We start from the raw sequence: 18549 nt of genomic DNA, 5'->3' as shown, positions 1-18549 counted from the left end.
TCGACTTCGGTGTTATGCGCGTCCGTCGCGCAGCTCGCGCCGCAGGATCTTGCCGACATTCGTCTTCGGCAGTTCCGTGCGGAACTCGACGAGTTTCGGCCGCTTGTAGCCAGTGAGCCGCTCCTTGCAGTACGCGAGGATGTCCTTGTCGGTAAGCGCCGGGTCCTTCTTCACGACGAACAGCTTCACGGCTTCGCCCGAGTGCTCGTCCGGCACGCCGACCGCCGCCACCTCGAACACGCCCGGGTGCGACGCCACCACGTCCTCGACCTCGTTCGGATACACGTTAAAACCGGATACCAGGATCATGTCCTTCTTCCGGTCGACGATCTTCACGTAACCGCGCGCGTCCATCACGCCGACGTCGCCGGTCTTGAAGAAACCGTCCGGGAACATGACCTTCGCGGTTTCGTCCGGACGGTTCCAGTAGCCGGCCATGACCTGCGGCCCGCGGATGCAGATCTCGCCCGGCTCGCCGAGCGCGACGTCGTTGCCTGCGTCATCGCGGATGGCCACTTCTGTCGACGGCAGCGGCAGGCCGATCGTCCCGCTATATTCGGTCGCGGTTACCGGGTTGCAGGTCGCGACCGGCGAGGTCTCCGACAGGCCGTAGCCCTCGACGATCGCCGTATGGGTCTTCTCATACCAGCGCTTCGCGACGCCTTCCTGGATCGCCATGCCGCCGCCGTTGGCGATCACGAGCTTCGACAGGTCAAGCTGGTTGAATTCGGGATGGTTCAGCAGCGCGTTGTACAACGTGTTGACGGCCGGAATCGTCGAGATCTGGTAACCCTTCAACTCCTTGATCATCCCGCCGATGTCGCGCGGATTCGGGATCAGGATGCCCATGCCGCCCGTGCGCATCGTCAGAAAGCCGCAGACCGTCAGCGCGAACACGTGATAGAGCGGCAGCGCGACGACCGTCACGAACTGCTTCACCTCGGGGTACTTCTCGTGCGCGGGATGGTGCCATGCGCCAGCCTGCAGCACGTTCGACACGATGTTCCGGTGCAACAGCGTCGCCCCCTTCGCGACTCCGGTCGTACCGCCCGTGTACTGGAGGAACGCGACGTCGTCGGGGCCGAGCTTCTGCGGCTTGAAGGTTTGCCGCGCACCTTCCGACAGCGCGGCCTTGAAGCGCGTGTACGACGGAAGCTGCCAGGCCGGCACCATCTTCTTCACGTTGCGCACGACGTAATTGACGAGCCAGCCCTTGATGCCCAGCAGATCGCCCATCGACGCGACCACCACATGCTTGACCGCGGTGTTGGCGATGACGGCCTGCAGCGTCGACGCGAAATTCTCGAGGATAACGATCGCCTCCGCCCCGCTGTCCTTCAGCTGATGTTCGAGCTCGCGCGGCGTATAGAGCGGGTTGACGTTGACGACGGTGAAGCCCGCGCGGAGCACCGCGACGATCGCTACCGGGTACTGCAGTACGTTCGGCATCATGAGCGCAACGCGCGCGCCGCGCTTCAGGCCGCGCGACTGCAGCCACGCGCCGAACTGGCGCGACAGCGCATCGAGTTCGCCGTACGTGATGCTCTTGCCCATGCAGACGAATGCCTTGCGGTCACGATACTGCTTGAAGCTTTCGTCGAGGAGATCCGGGATGGATGGATACGGGGACGCGTCAATTTCGGCTGGAACGCCGGGTGGGTACGATTTCAGCCAAATTTTGTTCATACTGCGCGTCTCCTCACAGATTTTCGAATGGTCGTGCTAAAACGCATCGTAGCGGCTCGCCCTTGCCGAGACAACCGGGTTAGATGCCCACTTCGAACTTTCGAATATATTCGTCTGAGCATATCAAGAAGTTCGGTCAAATCCGCTCAACTTCCACCAGACAATCGTAAAACGTCGCCGAGTTGCCGAGATCGGTCAGCGCCTGGCTCGTCACCTCGTTCGCGTTCCGTCCATCCGCCGACAATTTCTTCCACCAGATCGACAGTCCGACGACGAGCCCTGCCCGCGCACGATCGGTCACTCTCGCGACCGCCTGCATCGATCCGCGGTCGTTGAAGATGCGCACGATGTCGCCCTCCCCGATGCCGCGCGCGTCTGCGTCGGCCGGGTGTATATCGAGGTGCGGCTGGCCTTCCGTACTGCGCAGGCTGTCCACGTTCACGAACGTGCTGTTCAGGAAGTGGCGGGCCGGCGGGGAAATCATCGCCAGTGGATAACGAGCGGCGAGTTCAGGGGCGGCCTCCGCCGATTCGAACGGCGGCAGATAATCGGGCACCGGGTCCATGCCCATCTGCTCGAGTCGCGCACTGTAGAACTCGCATTTGCCGGACGGTGTGCGGAAGCCGCCATTCGCGAAAGGCGCGTCCGCCACCTTGAGCTTCAGCCAGCCGGCACGCTTCAACGTCTCCCAATCGCTGTCGAGCGTCGGATCGTCCCAACGGAGCGCCATCTGCGCGACCTCTTCGTCGCTGTGATAAAGCGCGGGCTCGTCGAGCCCCATACTGCGTGCGATGCCGCGAAAGATTTCCGTGTTCGGCCGTGCGTCGCCGACTGGCGGAATCGCCGGTAGATTCGCCATCACATAGGTGTGGCCGTATGACTTGTGGACGTCGAGATGCTCGAGTTGCGTCGTGGCAGGCAACACCATGTCGGCGAAATCGACCGTATCTGTCTTGAAGTGCTCGAGAACGACCGTGAACAGATCTTCGCGCGCGAACCCGGCGGCGACTTTCGACGAGTCGGGCGCGACCGCGACCGGATTCGAATTGTAGACAATCACCGCTTCGACCTTCGGCCCGAAGGTGGCGTCGCCCGGATGCAGCAGTGCATCGCCGATCGCATTCATGTTGATGATGCGCGGCAGTTTGTGTGGCCAGCCTGGCATCAGATCCGGACGCAGCAGCGCCGACTGATTGACCGGAGCGAATTCCGACGACGACAGCAGCAGCCCGCCGGCCCGGTCGCGCCACGCGCCTGTCAGCGCAGGCAAGCTCGCAATCGCACGCACGGCGTTGCCGCCACCGCGCACACGCTGCATGCCGTAATTGAGGCGAATCGACGCCTTGCGGGTCGCGCCGTAACGACGTGCGAGTTCGATCAGTTCCGACGCTTCGATGCCGCAGATCTGGGCGACACGCTCCGGCGGATAGGACAGGGCTCGCGCCTTGAGCGCGTCGAAACCGAGCGTATGACGCGCGATGTAGTCGTGATCGAGCAGGTCTTCGGTAATCAGCACATGCATCATGCCGAGCGCGAACGCGCCGTCGGTGCCCGGCTTCAACGCGAAGTGCTGATGACATTTCTCCGCCGTCAGCGAACGGTAGGGATCGATTGCGACCAGACGGGCGCCTCGACGCTTGGCTTCCTGCGCTCGAGTCCAGAAATGCAGGCTGGATGCGATCGGGTTGGCGCCCCAGATCAGGATCAGCTCGCTTTCCTCGAAATGCTCGAGATGCATACCGATGCTTCCGCCATACGTATAGCGCAGCCCTGCTGCACCGGCCGCGGCGCAGATGGTCCGCTCAAGCCGGGACGCACCGAGTTTATGGAAGAACCGCTGCGCGATGCCTTCGCCCTGCACGAGTCCCATCGTTCCCGCGTAGCTGTACGGCATAATCGCCTCCGGCGCACGCGCAGCTATTTCCCCGAGACGACGACCGATCTCGTCAAGTGCTTCGCTCCAGCTGATCGGCACGAAGCGCCCTTCCCCCTTCGCGCCGATGCGCTTGAGGGGCACGGTGAGCCGGTCGGGATGATGGACGCGGTCGGCATATCGGCTGACTTTCGTACACAACACACCCTGCGTGGGCGGATGGTCGGGATCACCCGTGACCTTGATCGCACGGCCGTTTTCGACGGTCACGCGCATCGCGCATGTGTCCGGACAATCGTGCGGGCAAACGGCCCGAGCTATCTGAGTGGCGACGTTCATCATTCTGGATGCGACTGGGGTGGAGGTTCGCAAATTTTACGAGGATGGACCGACTAAGACCTCATTTCGCACGAATTTCCCGCCTGTTCAGCGAAAAGACTGGAATAACGGATGAAAAATGTCGACGCTGGTCCGGCTCCGAACTGCCGATGCGACGATACGGACGCGGGGGCGGGTGTGAAAAGTACCTTGACGGCGGCTTCGCCGAGCGGACACGAGTCACCTACCTGGCCGGAGATTGCAGCCAATAAGCGGGTGATTGGTCCGGGATGATGGAGAGCGGCGGGGTCGGGTTACGCGCTTGAGCAACAACCGGAGAGGTTCGATTGCCTGCACTCGCGCTTTTCGCTGCTCAAATGCAAAAACCCCCGCCTTTCGGGCGGGGGTTCTTGGCTTAGGGAGCCTGACGATTACCTACTTTCACACGGGAATCCGCACTATCATCGGCGTAGAGTCGTTTCACGGTCCTGTTCGGGATGGGAAGGGGTGGGACCGACTCGCTATGGTCATCAGGCAAAGAGGGTTGTTCTGCTGGCGTGGCCAACAGAACCAATCTGGGAAGAAGCAGTAATTTAGGTTGTGTGTATCACACACGAGAATCAACCAGTCCGACGCGCTCTGTAGCGCGAGACAGACTTGTTATAGGATCAAGCCTTACGGGCAATTAGTATCAGTTAGCTGAACGCATTACTGCGCTTACACACCTGACCTATCAACGTCCTGGTCTCGAACGACCCTTCAAGGGGATCTAGTCCCCAGGGATATCTCATCTTAAGGCGAGTTTCCCGCTTAGATGCTTTCAGCGGTTATCTCTTCCGAACATAGCTACCCGGCGATGCCACTGGCGTGACAACCGGTACACCAGAGGTTCGTCCACTCCGGTCCTCTCGTACTAGGAGCAGCCCCCTTCAAATATCCAACGCCCACGGCAGATAGGGACCAAACTGTCTCACGACGTTTTAAACCCAGCTCACGTACCTCTTTAAATGGCGAACAGCCATACCCTTGGGACCGGCTACAGCCCCAGGATGAGATGAGCCGACATCGAGGTGCCAAACACCGCCGTCGATATGAACTCTTGGGCGGTATCAGCCTGTTATCCCCAGAGTACCTTTTATCCGTTGAGCGATGGCCCTTCCATACAGAACCACCGGATCACTATGACCTGCTTTCGCACCTGCTCGACTTGTCGGTCTCGCAGTTAAGCACGCTTATGCCATTGCACTATCAGCACGATTTCCGACCGTACCTAGCGTACCTTCGTACTCCTCCGTTACGCTTTGGGAGGAGACCGCCCCAGTCAAACTGCCTACCATGCACTGTCCCCGACCCGGATCACGGGCCAAGGTTAGAACCTCAAACAAACCAGGGTGGTATTTCAAGGACGGCTCCACCGAAACTAGCGTTCCGGTTTCATAGCCTCCCACCTATCCTACACAGATCGGTTCAAAGTCCAATGCAAAGCTACAGTAAAGGTTCATGGGGTCTTTCCGTCTAGCCGCGGGTAGATTGCATCATCACAAACACTTCAACTTCGCTGAGTCTCGGGAGGAGACAGTGTGGCCATCGTTACGCCATTCGTGCAGGTCGGAACTTACCCGACAAGGAATTTCGCTACCTTAGGACCGTTATAGTTACGGCCGCCGTTTACCGGGACTTCAATCAAGAGCTTGCACCCCATCATTTAATCTTCCGGCACCGGGCAGGCGTCACACCCTATACGTCCACTTTCGTGTTTGCAGAGTGCTGTGTTTTTATTAAACAGTCGCAGCCACCAGTTTATTGCAACCCCTTCACCCTCCTGGCGCAGGCCAGTCAAGCTACAAGGGCGTACCTTATCCCGAAGTTACGGTACCAATTTGCCGAGTTCCTTCTCCCGAGTTCTCTCAAGCGCCTTAGAATACTCATCTCGCCCACCTGTGTCGGTTTGCGGTACGGTCATCGTTAGACTGAAGCTTAGAGGCTTTTCTTGGAACCACTTCCAATTGCTTCGCTTCCGAAGAAGCTCGCGCCACACCCTTGAATTGCGCACCCGGATTTGCCTAAGTGCCTTCTCCAATGCAGCGACCGGGACTTCCAACACCCGGACAACCTTCCGCGATCCGTCCCCCCATCGCATCTAACAATGGTGCAGGAATATTGACCTGCTTCCCATCAGCTACGCATTTCTGCCTCGCCTTAGGGGCCGACTCACCCTACGCCGATGAACGTTGCGTAGGAAACCTTGGGCTTACGGCGAGGGGGCCTTTCACCCCCTTTATCGCTACTCATGTCAGCATTCGCACTTCCGATACCTCCAGCACCCTTTACAAGGCACCTTCGCAGGCTTACGGAACGCTCTCCTACCATGCGAGCAAAGCTCGCATCCGCAGCTTCGGTATATAGCTTAGCCCCGTTACATCTTCCGCGCAGGACGACTCGATCAGTGAGCTATTACGCTTTCTTTAAAGGGTGGCTGCTTCTAAGCCAACCTCCTGACTGTTTTAGCCTTCCCACTTCGTTTCCCACTTAGCTATATTTGGGGACCTTAGCTGGCGGTCTGGGTTGTTTCCCTCTTGACACCGGACGTTAGCACCCGATGTCTGTCTCCCGTGATTGCACTCTTCGGTATTCGGAGTTTGCTATGGCGGGGTAATCTGCAATAGACCCCCCAACCATGACAGTGCTCTACCCCCGAAGGTGAGACACGAGGCACTACCTAAATAGTTTTCGGAGAGAACCAGCTATTTCCAAGTTTGTTTAGCCTTTCACCCCTATCCACAGCTCATCCCCTAACTTTTCAACGTTAGTGGGTTCGGACCTCCAGTACGTGTTACCGCACCTTCATCCTGGCCATGGATAGATCACTTGGTTTCGGGTCTACGCCCAGCAACTGAACGCCCTATTCGGACTCGCTTTCGCTACGCCTGCCCTATACGGTTAAGCTTGCTACTGAACGTAAGTCGCTGACCCATTATACAAAAGGTACGCCGTCACCCCTTTCGAGGCTCCGACTGTTTGTATGCATGCGGTTTCAGGATCTATTTCACTCCCCTCCCGGGGTTCTTTTCGCCTTTCCCTCACGGTACTGGTTCACTATCGGTCGATCACGAGTATTTAGCCTTGGAGGATGGTCCCCCCATCTTCAGACAGGATTTCACGTGTCCCGCCCTACTTGTCGCACACCTAGTTCTTTCATACTGTTTTCGCCTACAGGGCTATCACCTGCTATGGCCGCACTTTCCAGAGCGTTCGGCTAACAATACAAATAAAGAGTGCAAGGCTCATCCCATTTCGCTCGCCACTACTTTGGGAATCTCGGTTGATTTCTTTTCCTGCGGTTACTTAGATGTTTCAGTTCACCGCGTTCGCTTCACATGACCTATGTATTCAGTCATGGATACTCCAAAAGGAGTGGGTTTCCCCATTCGGACATCTACGGATCAAAGCTCGTTTGCCAGCTCCCCGTAGCTTTTCGCAGGCTACCGCGTCCTTCATCGCCTGTGATCGCCAAGGCATCCACCACATGCACTTGTTCGCTTGACCCTATAACGAGTCTGTCTCGTTACAGGTTGAGTTCTCGCGTTGTGCCGTATTCCAAAATCGAGTCGAACATAGAGTTCGAATCATCTTGAGATACATCGATACAATCACAACCCGGATAGTTTCCACGTCCATCTCAAGACGCTTCCGCCATCCAAATTACTTACTTCTTCCAGATTGTTAAAGAACGACAGCCGATACGTACTACGTATCACTCTGACTGGCTCAATCGCCAATGCAAAATTCTCGGTTCAGTGTCTGAACCAAGCCCTTAGCGTTGGTGATTGGTGGAGGCAGACGGGATCGAACCGACGACCCCCTGCTTGCAAAGCAGGTGCTCTCCCAGCTGAGCTATGCCCCCATGAGTACAGATTTGCCTCAGGTGTTACCGCCAGACAATGGTGGGTCTGGTTGGATTCGAACCAACGACCCCCGCCTTATCAAGACGGTGCTCTAACCGACTGAGCTACAGACCCCTGAGTCTGTCTTTAAATTTACAGCCGATAAGCGTGAGCGCTCAATTTTGCGAGAAGCTCTGGAAAGGAGGTGATCCAGCCGCACCTTCCGATACGGCTACCTTGTTACGACTTCACCCCAGTCATGAATCCTACCGTGGTGACCGTCCTCCTTGCGGTTAGACTAGCCACTTCTGGTAAAACCCACTCCCATGGTGTGACGGGCGGTGTGTACAAGACCCGGGAACGTATTCACCGCGGCATGCTGATCCGCGATTACTAGCGATTCCAGCTTCATGCACTCGAGTTGCAGAGTGCAATCCGGACTACGATCGGTTTTCTGGGATTAGCTCCCCCTCGCGGGTTGGCAACCCTCTGTTCCGACCATTGTATGACGTGTGAAGCCCTACCCATAAGGGCCATGAGGACTTGACGTCATCCCCACCTTCCTCCGGTTTGTCACCGGCAGTCTCCTTAGAGTGCTCTTGCGTAGCAACTAAGGACAAGGGTTGCGCTCGTTGCGGGACTTAACCCAACATCTCACGACACGAGCTGACGACAGCCATGCAGCACCTGTGCGCCGGTTCTCTTTCGAGCACTCCCACCTCTCAGCAGGATTCCGACCATGTCAAGGGTAGGTAAGGTTTTTCGCGTTGCATCGAATTAATCCACATCATCCACCGCTTGTGCGGGTCCCCGTCAATTCCTTTGAGTTTTAATCTTGCGACCGTACTCCCCAGGCGGTCAACTTCACGCGTTAGCTACGTTACTAAGGAAATGAATCCCCAACAACTAGTTGACATCGTTTAGGGCGTGGACTACCAGGGTATCTAATCCTGTTTGCTCCCCACGCTTTCGTGCATGAGCGTCAGTATTGGCCCAGGGGGCTGCCTTCGCCATCGGTATTCCTCCACATCTCTACGCATTTCACTGCTACACGTGGAATTCTACCCCCCTCTGCCATACTCTAGCTTGCCAGTCACCAATGCAGTTCCCAGGTTGAGCCCGGGGATTTCACATCGGTCTTAACAAACCGCCTGCGCACGCTTTACGCCCAGTAATTCCGATTAACGCTTGCACCCTACGTATTACCGCGGCTGCTGGCACGTAGTTAGCCGGTGCTTATTCTTCCGGTACCGTCATCCCCCGGCTATATTAGAACCAAGGATTTCTTTCCGGACAAAAGTGCTTTACAACCCGAAGGCCTTCTTCACACACGCGGCATTGCTGGATCAGGCTTTCGCCCATTGTCCAAAATTCCCCACTGCTGCCTCCCGTAGGAGTCTGGGCCGTGTCTCAGTCCCAGTGTGGCTGGTCGTCCTCTCAGACCAGCTACTGATCGTCGCCTTGGTAGGCCTTTACCCCACCAACTAGCTAATCAGCCATCGGCCAACCCTATAGCGCGAGGCCCGAAGGTCCCCCGCTTTCATCCGTAGATCGTATGCGGTATTAATCCGGCTTTCGCCGGGCTATCCCCCACTACAGGACATGTTCCGATGTATTACTCACCCGTTCGCCACTCGCCACCAGGTGCAAGCACCCGTGCTGCCGTTCGACTTGCATGTGTAAGGCATGCCGCCAGCGTTCAATCTGAGCCAGGATCAAACTCTTCAGTTTAAACCTGTTACTGTTTTCGGTTCTTTCGAACCGGTCGCTCACTCAAAGCTGACAGGAATATGAATCACTTCATAAACCTGACTTACTTTAGTGTGAGACTCTTGATACTTTCGCTATCTGATCCGAAGATCAGCTCGCTTCCATCAAGCGCCCACACTTATCGGCTGTTAATTTTTAAAGAGCATTTCTGCGAGAAACCTGAAGTTTCTCAGCAGCGCTGCGTTTTCAGCAGCAGAGAAGCGAGATTATGAACCGTCTTTTTCAGTCAGTCAACAACTTTTTGAACTGCTTCGTTGCGACGACTGGGTTCAACTTCATGTGCGCCGGGGCTCTACAACCGACCCTCCATCGCACCGCTTCCCTTCTTCCTCCGCGCTGCGTTTCAGTTAGCGCGAAAGAGGCGTGATTCTATGCACCCGCCTCGGTCTGCGCAACCCCTTTGTGAAAATATTTTGAAAAAGCCCCCGTGCGCTAACGCGCACGGGGGCTTTGGGCTCACTGCCCCGGGCGATCTTACCGACACCCGCCGCTCGCCAGGCGCCGCCCAGCCACCGCCAAATCAGCGGTTCTTGAATACCGGCTTCCGCTTCTCGACGAATGCCGCCATCCCTTCCTTCTGATCTTCGGTCGCGAACAGCGAATGGAACAGTCGACGCTCGAAATGGACACCCTCGGCCAGTGTCGTCTCGTACGCGCGATTCACCGACTCCTTGACCATCATGACCGCCGGCAGTGAAAACTCGGCAATCGTCGTCGCAGCGGCAATCGCCTCGTCGATCAGTTTGTCGGCCGGCAGCACGCGCGACACGAGCCCCGCCCGTTCCGCCTCGGCCGCGTCCATGAAGCGCGCCGTCAGGCACATGTCCATTGCCTTCGCCTTGGACACCGCGCGCGGCAGACGCTGCGTGCCGCCTGCGCCCGGCATCACGCCCAGCTTGATTTCGGGCTGGCCGAACTTGGCCGTATCCGCTGCGAAGATGATGTCGCACATCATCGCGAGCTCGCAACCACCGCCAAGCGCAAAGCCCGCCACGGCAGCAATGATCGGCTTGCGGATCTCGCGGACGGTCTCCCAGTTACGGGTGATGTAGTCGCCGCGATAAACATCCATATAGGAATAGGTCGCCATCATGCCGATGTCGGCCCCGGCCGCGAACGCCTTCTCGCTCCCCGTCACGACGATCGCGCCAATCGCTTCGTCAGCGTCGAACGCTTTCAGCGCAGCGCCCAACTCATCCATCAGCGCATCGTTCAGCGCATTCAGCGCCTTCGGACGGTTCAGTGTGATCAGCCCGACTCGCCCCCGGGTCTCCACCAGGATGTTCTCGTAAGACATCTATTTCTCCTCGATCAATGAAATGAGAAACGCCTCGCACATGCGAATAGTTTGATGCTACCATTCTCCGACCAACCGGTCGGTTAATTAATCGATCCAACCCTTCCCTATGTCCATCAGGCTGCCGCCATGACCCATGCACTGTTCACGAAGCACGAAGACACGCTGAAACACGCCCTCGCCGCCATCGAGAGCCGCGGGTACTGGAGCCCGTTCGCGGAAATGCCGAGTCCCAAAGTGTACGGGGAAAGCGCCAACGCCGACGGCGAAGCGGCGTTCAAGGCACACCTCGGCAACACGTTCGCGCTCGACCAGCCCGCGTCCGGCGGAACCGTCGGCGCGGAGCAGTCGCCGTACGGGATCGCGCTGGGCATCCGCTATCCGAAATCGACACCCGACGAACTGATTGCCGCGGCCACCGCGGCCCAGCGCGCATGGCGCGAAGCCGGCCCGAGCGCCTGGACCGGTGTCAGTCTCGAAATCCTCGCACGTCTGAATCGCGCGAGCTTCGAAATTGCCTACAGCGTGATGCACACGACGGGCCAGGCGTTCATGATGGCATTCCAGGCCGGGGGCCCGCACGCGCAGGATCGTGCGCTCGAAGCGGTCGCCTACGCCTGGGACGAGTTGCGCCGCATCCCGGCCGATGCACACTGGGAGAAGCCGCAAGGCAAGAACCCGCCGCTCGCGATGCACAAGCGCTATACGATCGTCCCGCGCGGCACCGGCCTCGTGCTCGGCTGCTGCACGTTCCCGACCTGGAACGGCTACCCCGGCCTGTTCGCCGACCTGGCGACCGGCAACACGGTGATCGTCAAACCTCATCCGGGCGCGATCCTGCCGCTCGCGATCACGGTCCGCATCGCCCGCGACGTGCTGCGCGAAGCCGGCTTCGATCCGAACGTCGTCACGCTCCTCGCGACCGAGCCGAACGACGGCGCCCTCGTGCAGGACCTCGCGCTGCGTCCTGAAATCAAGCTGATCGACTTCACGGGCAGCACGCAAAACGGCACGTGGCTCGAACACCATGCCCATCAAGCACAGGTGTATACCGAGAAGGCCGGTGTCAACCAGATCGTGATCGACTCGACCGACGACCTGAAGGCCGCGGCCAAGAACATCGCGTTCTCGTTAGCGCTGTACTCCGGCCAGATGTGCACGGCACCGCAGAACATTTACGTGCCGCGCGACGGCATCCGGACGGCAGACGGCCATGCAAGCTTCGACGAAGTCGCCCAGGCGATCGCCGTCTCCGTGCAGAAACTGACCGGCGACCCGGCTCGCTCGGTCGAACTGATCGGCGCGATCCAGAACGACGGCGTGGTCGCGCGTATCGACGACGCCCGCAAGCTCGGTCGTGTGCTCGCTGACAGCCAGACGCTCCAGCATCCGACATTCGCCGACGCTCGCGTGCGCACGCCGCTCGTGCTGCAACTCGACGTGGCCGACCAAGCGAAATTCACGCAGGAGTGGTTCGGCCCGATCTCGTTCGTGATCGCGACCGACTCGACCGCGCAATCGCTCGATCTCGCCGGCAAAATCGCCGCGGAACATGGTGCGCTGACGCTCTCCGTCTACAGCACCGACGACAAGGTCCTCGACGCTGCGCACGATGCAGCGGTGCGTGGCGGCGTCGCGCTGTCGATCAACCTGACGGGCGGCGTATTCGTCAACCAGTCGGCTGCATTCTCCGACTTCCACGGCACCGGCGCGAACCCGGCCGCCAACGCGGCGCTCGCCGATCCGGCGTTCGTCGCCAACCGGTTCCGCGTGGTGCAAAGCCGCGTCCATGTTGCGCCGAAGGCTGAACCTGCGGAAGCCGGCCAAACGGCATAACCCGAATGGCCGACGTGCAAACGCCGTCACGTTCTCTACCATGAACGAATCTGCCGACCGGCAGGTTCGTTGCACATCGACACCCCCATGACCGACGCCTACATCTGCGACGCGATTCGCACCCCCATCGGCCGCTACGGCGGCTCCCTGAAAGACGTTCGTGCCGACGATCTCGGTGCGGTGCCGCTCACGGCGCTGATCGAACGCAACCGCAATGTCGACTGGTCGGCCATCGACGACGTGATCTACGGCTGCGCAAACCAGGCCGGCGAAGACAACCGCAACGTCGCGCGCATGTCCGCGCTGCTCGCGGGCCTGCCGACCGCCGTGCCGGGTACGACGCTGAATCGGCTCTGCGGTTCGGGCATGGACGCCGTCGGCACCGCCGCGCGCGCGATCAAGGCGGGCGAGGCACGCTTGATGATCGCGGGCGGCGTCGAAAGCATGACGCGCGCGCCGTTCGTGATGGGCAAGGCCACCAGCGCATTCGCACGCCAGACCGCCATTTTCGACACGACGATCGGCTGGCGCTTCATCAATCCGCTGATGAAACAGCAATACGGCGTCGATTCGATGCCGGAGACGGCCGAGAACGTCGCGGTCGACTACGGCATCAGCCGTGCCGATCAGGACCTGTTCGCGCTGCGCAGCCAGCAGAAGGCCGCGCGCGCGCAGCAGGACGGCACGCTCGCCGAGGAAATCGTCCCGGTGACGATTCCGCAGAAGAAAGGCGACCCGCTCGTCGTATCGCGTGACGAGCATCCGCGAGAAACGTCGCTCGAAGCGCTCGCGAAGCTGAAGGGCGTCGTGCGCCCGGACGGCTCGGTGACGGCCGGCAACGCGTCGGGCGTCAACGACGGCGCATGCGCACTGCTGCTCGCCAACGCGGAAGCCGCCGATCAGTATGGGCTGCGCCGCCGCGCACGCGTCGTCGGTATGGCGACCGCCGGCGTCGAACCGCGCGTGATGGGGATCGGCCCGGCACCGGCCACGCAGAAACTGTTGCGCCAGCTCGGGATGACGATCGACCAGTTCGACGTGATCGAGCTGAACGAAGCGTTCGCCTCGCAAGGTCTCGCGGTGTTGCGCATGCTCGGTGTCGCCGACGACGATCCGCGCGTGAACCCGAACGGCGGTGCGATCGCGCTCGGTCACCCGCTCGGCGCATCGGGCGCTCGGCTCGTGACCACGGCGCTTCACCAACTCGAGCGTACGGGCGGCCGCTTTGCACTCTGTACGATGTGCATCGGCGTCGGCCAGGGCATCGCGATCGCCATCGAGCGCATGTAACCGACGCGCCGCGCGCCTATAACGAAGTCATGAAGGAGACACTGCATGTCATATCAGGCGATCCAGCTGGATATCGATCAGACTGCCCGCGTGGCCACGATCACCCTCAACCGCCCGGACAAGCTGAACAGCTTCACGCGGGCGATGCACCGCGAACTGCAGTCTGCGCTCGATGAAGTCGAGACGGCCGGCGCACGTGCGCTGATCCTGACGGGTGCGGGGCGCGGCTTTTGCGCAGGCCAGGACCTGGCCGATCTCGACTTCACGCCGGGCGCGTCCACCGACCTCGGCACGCTGATCGACGAGCATTTCAATCCGCTGATCCGCCGCCTGCAACGCATGCCGATTCCGGTGATCGCCGCCGTCAACGGGACGGCGGCGGGCGCCGGCGCGAATCTCGCACTCGCCTGCGACATCGTGTTCGCGGCACGCTCGAGCAGCTTTATCCAGGCCTTCGTCAAGATCGGGCTCGTGCCCGATTCGGGCGGTACGTGGTTCCTGCCGCAACGCGTCGGCATGGCACGCGCGCTGGGGCTGGCCCTGACCGGCGACAAGCTCGGCGCCGAACAGGCCGAACAATGGGGCTTGATCTGGCGCGTGGTCGATGACGATGCGCTCGCCGCGCTGGCGCGTCAGCTCGCCAATCAGCTCGCGCAGCAACCGACGCTCGCAATCGCGTCGATCAAGCAGTCGATGCGCGACAGCGTCACGAATACGCTCGATCAGCAGCTCGACCTCGAACGCGACCTGCAGCGTAAGCTCGGCCAGTCATACGACTACGCGGAAGGCGTAAAGGCGTTCATCGAGAAGCGTGCGCCGCGCTTCGAGGGGCGTTGACATGACCACCTCCAACGACACGCTCACCCCCGATGCGCTCGCCCGTGCGACGGCACGGGCCATGTACGACGCAGACGCCTGCAGCCGCGCGTTCGGCATGGAAATCGCCGAAGTACGGGCCGGCTACGCACGCCTGCAGATGCGCGTACGGCCGGAATTCCTGAACGGACATCAGACCTGTCACGGCGGCATCATCTTCACGCTCGCCGATTCGACGTTCGCGTTCGCATGCAACTCGTACAACCTGAATACCGTTGCGGCCGGCTGCTCGATCGAATACCTGCGTCCCGTATACGGTAACGACCTGCTGACGGCCGAAGCGATCGAGCAGACGCGCAGCGGCCGGCACGGCATCTATGACATCCGCGTCACGAACCAGACAGGCGAAACGGTAGCGATGTTTCGGGGCAAATCGGCCCAGATCAAGGGCACGGTGCTGCCGGAAGAACGTTGACGTCCACCGCTCGCTCATAACAATCACTGGAGACAGGCATGACTACCCCGCTACCGCTCGAGCCGATCGAGACCGCCTCGCGCGACGAGCTTACCGCACTGCAGCTTGAACGCCTGAAGTGGTCGCTCCGGCATGCGTATGACCACTCTCCCGTCTATCGCCGCAAATTCGACGAAGCGGGCGTGCATCCCGACGACCTGAAGACGCTCACGGATCTGTCGCGCTTCCCGTTCACGACCAAGAGCGACCTGCGCGACAGCTACCCGTTCGGGATGTTCGCGGTGCCGCAGGACCAGATCTCGCGCATTCACGCGTCGTCGGGCACGACCGGCAAGCCGACCGTCGTCGGCTATACGGCGCGCGACATCGACACTTGGGCCAATCTCGTCGCGCGCTCGATCCGCGCGGCCGGTGCGCGGCGTGGCGACAAGGTTCATGTCAGTTATGGATACGGGCTGTTCACCGGCGGGCTCGGCGCACACTACGGCGCCGAACGCGCGGGACTGACCGTGATTCCGTTCGGCGGTGGCCAGACCGAAAAGCAGGTGCAGTTGATCCAGGATTTCCGGCCCGACATCATCATGGTGACGCCGAGCTATATGCTGTCGATCGCCGACGAGATCGAGCGCCAGGGCCTCGACCCCGCACAAAGCTCGCTGCGCATCGGCATCTTCGGCGCGGAGCCCTGGACCAACGACATGCGCGTGGCCATCGAGCATCGGATGGGCATCGACGCGGTCGACATCTATGGGCTGTCCGAAGTGATGGGTCCCGGCGTCGCATCGGAATGCGTCGAGACCAAGGACGGCCCGACCATCTGGGAAGATCACTTCTATCCGGAAATTATCGACCCCGACACCGGCGAGGTATTGCCGGACGGCGAACTTGGCGAACTGGTCTTCACGTCGCTGACGAAGGAAGCGCTGCCGATCATCCGCTACCGGACGCGCGACCTCACGCGTCTGCTGCCCGGCACCGCCCGCACGATGCGCCGGATGGAAAAGATCACCGGGCGCTCGGACGACATGATGATCGTGCGGGGCGTCAACGTCTTCCCGACGCAGATCGAGGAGCAGCTGCTGAAACAGCGTGCGCTTGCACCGCACTATCAGATCGTGCTGACGAAGGAAGGTCCGCTCGACGTGCTGACGCTCAATGTCGAGCCGTGCCCCGAAACTGCCCCCGACACGGCGGCAATCCATGCGGCGAGACAAGCGCTCGCGCACGACATCAAGTCGCTGATCGGCGTGACGGCCGTGATCAATGTGCTGCCCGTGAACGGGATCGAGCGTTCGGTCGGCAAGGCACGCCGCGTGATCGACAAGCGCAAGGGCTGATACCCCCAGACCCCCGCTACCCGACCGCCGCGCGCAACAGCAATCGCGAGGCAAAAAAAACAGCCCGACCGGCCAACACCGATCGGGCTGTTTCGCTTTGATGTCGGGCTACACGTATACGCCGGCACCACCGCGCATCACGAATTCGGGAACAGCAGCCACATCCGGCCGATCTGCTTCATCCGCCCGGCCTGGTCGCCGGCGTCGTCGCCCAGCCCCCAGAAATAGTCCGCCCGCACGCCGCCCTTGATCGCGGAACCCGTGTCCTGCGCGAACACGAGCCGGTTCATCGGCGTATTCGTCAGCGGACGCGTGGTCTGCAGGAACACCGGCGTGCCGAGCGGGATCGACGACGGATCGACCGCGATCGAACGCTCCGCCGTGAGCGGCACGCCGAGTGCGCCGATCGGGCCGTCCGCGCCGCCGTGCGGCGCATCTTCCTTCGTCGGCATGTCGCGGAAGAACACGAATCGCGGATTCGTATCGAGCAACGCATCCACGCGAGTCGGGTTTGCCTTCGCCCAAGCCTTGATGCCCTGCATCGTCGCCTGTGCGGGCGTCAGCTCGCCGCGATCGAGCAGCCACTTGCCGATCGAGCGATACGGCTGGTTATTGGTGCCGCCGAAGCCGACCCGCATCACCGAGCCGTCGTCGAGCAGCACGCGCCCCGAACCCTGCACCTGCAGGAAGAACGCCTCGATCGGATCATCGACCCACACGAGTTCGTTGCCGTTGAGGATGCCGGCCCGCTCGAGCTGCGCGCGAGCGGGCAGCGCGGCACCGGCGCGATAGCCAGCCGGCCAGCGGTACAGCGCGTACTGGTAAGGGCCGCGACGCACGCGGGAGCCGTGCAGCAGCGGCTCGTAATAGCCGGTCACGAGCCCGTCGAGCGTGCCGTCGGTATTCGCCAGCTGAAACGGCGTGAAATACGTTTCGAAGAATGCACGTGCGCTGCCGACGTCGAGCTCGTCGAGGCGGTCGGCGGCCGCGCAGGCGCGCTGCCATGCGGGCTGGCGCGCGAGCCGCACGCAGTTCTGCCGCAGCGCGGCCGTCGCGCCGATCAGCGAATCGTCCTGCCACCCCGGCACCTGCTGCCACGCGACCGGCGTGAGCCGCTTCGCGGCAACCTGCCCTGGCACGATCGCCGCGCCGGTCGGCGGCTTGAGCGCCGACGTGCGCGTCGGCGCGCCGCCGCATGCGGCAAGCAGCGCTGCCGTCGCGGCCGCCGCAACCCAGCCGGCCGCCCGGGGCCCAAACCACATACAATGTTCGTTCTTGATGGAAACCGCCATGTCAGATTTTCTCGACCAATATCCGATGCTCATCTTCGCGCTCGAGGCTTTCGTAGCGCTTGCCCTGCTGATCTTCATCGTCGTGTGGACGTCGTCGGGCAGGAAGAAGCACGCCCGCGGCAACGACCGCCAGCCGCGCTGACCGGCCCCGCACGCTCAATGCAGCGTGCGCGGCATGTGCAGCGCGAACTCGTCGACCGGCGCGTCGAACCGCTCGCCGTCCTCCGCCACGCAGAAGTACGCACCGCGCATCGTGCCGACCGGCGTCGCGATCACGGCCCAGCTCGTGTATTCGAACTGTTCGCCCGGCTGCAGCAGCGGCTGGTGCCCGACGACGCCGAGCCCCTTCACTTCCTGCACGTGGTTTTCGCTGTCCGTGATGATCCAGTGACGCGCGATCAGCTGCGCCGCGACCTGCCCGGTATTGCGGATGGTCAGCGTGTACGCGAATGCGTATTGACGTCGATCGGGGTCGGATTGTTCCGGCAAGTAGCTGGTTTTCACCGAAACGGTGAACTGATACTGACTCATGGTGTTTCCGCTGTAGGTAACCGCCCGCGCCAACTCGAGCGGCAAGGCCGCGGGCGCGCCGCACTGGTTCGGCATTCTATTCGGAATCGGGCCGCAACCGCACGGCCCGTCGCCGCGCACCGGGTCGCCGGACGGTAGAATGGC

General features: G+C 61.0%; 11 protein-coding genes, 2 tRNA genes and 3 rRNA genes. 6 read left to right on the top strand and 10 right to left on the bottom strand.

Features of this window, described 5'->3' with window-relative positions; genetic code table 11:
• Positions 1–12: 12 nt before the first annotated feature.
• From ACT2FV_RS19405 to ACT2FV_RS19370, 8 genes are all read right to left on the bottom strand, one after another.
• Positions 13–1686: a long-chain fatty acid--CoA ligase gene (locus ACT2FV_RS19405; RefSeq protein WP_151048168.1), complete on the bottom strand. Its 1674-nt coding sequence runs from the start codon at positions 1684–1686 to the stop codon at positions 13–15.
• Positions 1687–1822: 136 nt separating this feature from the next.
• Complete coding sequence (locus tag ACT2FV_RS19400) at positions 1823–3898, bottom strand: molybdopterin-containing oxidoreductase family protein (RefSeq protein ID WP_444504619.1); 2076 nt, start codon at positions 3896–3898, stop codon at positions 1823–1825.
• 401 nt (positions 3899–4299) lie between these two features.
• A 5S ribosomal RNA gene (rrf, locus tag ACT2FV_RS19395) occupies positions 4300–4412 on the bottom strand.
• Between the two features lie 129 nt (positions 4413–4541).
• Positions 4542–7423: ribosomal RNA gene (locus ACT2FV_RS19390) — 23S ribosomal RNA — on the bottom strand.
• A gap of 282 nt (positions 7424–7705) precedes the next feature.
• Positions 7706–7781, bottom strand: a tRNA-Ala gene (locus ACT2FV_RS19385).
• A gap of 38 nt (positions 7782–7819) precedes the next feature.
• Positions 7820–7896, bottom strand: a tRNA-Ile gene (locus ACT2FV_RS19380).
• A gap of 63 nt (positions 7897–7959) precedes the next feature.
• A 16S ribosomal RNA gene (locus ACT2FV_RS19375) occupies positions 7960–9492 on the bottom strand.
• The 16S, 23S and 5S rRNA genes sit together here with 2 tRNA genes alongside, the layout of an rRNA operon.
• Before the next feature lie 559 nt (positions 9493–10051).
• Positions 10052–10828, bottom strand: a complete 777-nt coding sequence (locus ACT2FV_RS19370; RefSeq protein WP_174913565.1) for an enoyl-CoA hydratase — start codon at positions 10826–10828, stop codon at positions 10052–10054.
• Positions 10829–10957: 129 nt separating this feature from the next.
• On the opposite strand from ACT2FV_RS19370, the gene paaN reads away from it, so the two are divergent.
• The 5 genes from paaN (at position 10958) to paaK (ending at position 16582) form a co-directional block, all read left to right on the top strand.
• Positions 10958–12664 carry a phenylacetic acid degradation protein PaaN gene (paaN, locus tag ACT2FV_RS19365; protein WP_444504618.1) on the top strand — a complete coding sequence of 569 codons (1707 nt, stop codon included), beginning with the start codon at positions 10958–10960 and terminating at the stop codon, positions 12662–12664.
• 87 nt (positions 12665–12751) lie between these two features.
• The gene (gene pcaF, locus ACT2FV_RS19360; RefSeq protein WP_444504617.1) at positions 12752–13954 is read left to right on the top strand and encodes a 3-oxoadipyl-CoA thiolase; all 1203 of its coding nucleotides are present in this window, start codon (positions 12752–12754) and stop codon (positions 13952–13954) included.
• 45 nt (positions 13955–13999) lie between these two features.
• Positions 14000–14791, top strand: a complete 792-nt coding sequence (gene paaG / locus ACT2FV_RS19355) for a 2-(1,2-epoxy-1,2-dihydrophenyl)acetyl-CoA isomerase PaaG (protein WP_444504616.1) — start codon at positions 14000–14002, stop codon at positions 14789–14791.
• Between the two features lies 1 nt (position 14792).
• Positions 14793–15245: a hydroxyphenylacetyl-CoA thioesterase PaaI gene (gene paaI, locus ACT2FV_RS19350; protein WP_059608061.1), complete on the top strand. Its 453-nt coding sequence runs from the start codon at positions 14793–14795 to the stop codon at positions 15243–15245.
• Between the two features lie 38 nt (positions 15246–15283).
• Positions 15284–16582, top strand: a complete 1299-nt coding sequence (paaK, locus tag ACT2FV_RS19345; RefSeq protein WP_151052067.1) for a phenylacetate--CoA ligase PaaK — start codon at positions 15284–15286, stop codon at positions 16580–16582.
• A 137-nt stretch (positions 16583–16719) separates the two neighbouring features.
• Here the strand turns inward: paaK and mltA are convergent, their stop codons facing one another.
• On the bottom strand, positions 16720–17844 hold the full coding sequence (gene mltA, locus ACT2FV_RS19340) for a murein transglycosylase A (RefSeq protein WP_244111929.1): 1125 nt from the start codon (positions 17842–17844) through the stop codon (positions 16720–16722).
• 28 nt (positions 17845–17872) lie between these two features.
• Here mltA and ACT2FV_RS19335 point away from each other — a divergent pair, with 28 nt between their 5' ends.
• Positions 17873–18016, top strand: coding sequence for a hypothetical protein (locus tag ACT2FV_RS19335; protein ID WP_006758475.1), 144 nt, complete (start codon positions 17873–17875; stop codon positions 18014–18016).
• 14 nt (positions 18017–18030) lie between these two features.
• On the opposite strand, the gene apaG is transcribed toward ACT2FV_RS19335, so the two are convergent.
• A complete protein-coding gene (apaG, locus tag ACT2FV_RS19330) occupies positions 18031–18405 on the bottom strand; it encodes a Co2+/Mg2+ efflux protein ApaG (RefSeq protein ID WP_057924835.1) in 375 nt (124 codons plus the stop codon).
• Positions 18406–18549: the final 144 nt, after the last annotated feature.

Source organism: Burkholderia sp. PR2, from assembly GCF_052372875.1.
GTDB lineage: Bacteria > Pseudomonadota > Gammaproteobacteria > Burkholderiales > Burkholderiaceae > Burkholderia > Burkholderia diffusa.
Note: the sequence above shows the minus strand (reverse complement) of the source record. Positions and strands in the feature narration are given on the sequence as shown.

Excerpts from the sequence above, each read along its gene's own strand:
- ACT2FV_RS19405 (WP_151048168.1), bottom strand. The coding sequence starts at position 1,686 with ATGAACAAAATTTGGCTGAAATCGTACCCACCCGGCGTTCCAGCCGAA.
- ACT2FV_RS19400 (WP_444504619.1), bottom strand. The coding sequence starts at position 3,898 with ATGAACGTCGCCACTCAGATAGCTCGGGCCGTTTGCCCGCACGATTGT.
- ACT2FV_RS19370 (WP_174913565.1), bottom strand. The coding sequence starts at position 10,828 with ATGTCTTACGAGAACATCCTGGTGGAGACCCGGGGGCGAGTCGGGCTG.
- paaN (WP_444504618.1), top strand. The coding sequence starts at position 10,958 with ATGACCCATGCACTGTTCACGAAGCACGAAGACACGCTGAAACACGCC.
- pcaF (WP_444504617.1), top strand. The coding sequence starts at position 12,752 with ATGACCGACGCCTACATCTGCGACGCGATTCGCACCCCCATCGGCCGC.
- paaG (WP_444504616.1), top strand. The coding sequence starts at position 14,000 with ATGTCATATCAGGCGATCCAGCTGGATATCGATCAGACTGCCCGCGTG.
- paaI (WP_059608061.1), top strand. The coding sequence starts at position 14,793 with ATGACCACCTCCAACGACACGCTCACCCCCGATGCGCTCGCCCGTGCG.
- paaK (WP_151052067.1), top strand. The coding sequence starts at position 15,284 with ATGACTACCCCGCTACCGCTCGAGCCGATCGAGACCGCCTCGCGCGAC.
- mltA (WP_244111929.1), bottom strand. The coding sequence starts at position 17,844 with ATGTGGTTTGGGCCCCGGGCGGCCGGCTGGGTTGCGGCGGCCGCGACG.
- ACT2FV_RS19335 (WP_006758475.1), top strand. The coding sequence starts at position 17,873 with ATGTCAGATTTTCTCGACCAATATCCGATGCTCATCTTCGCGCTCGAG.
- apaG (WP_057924835.1), bottom strand. The coding sequence starts at position 18,405 with ATGAGTCAGTATCAGTTCACCGTTTCGGTGAAAACCAGCTACTTGCCG.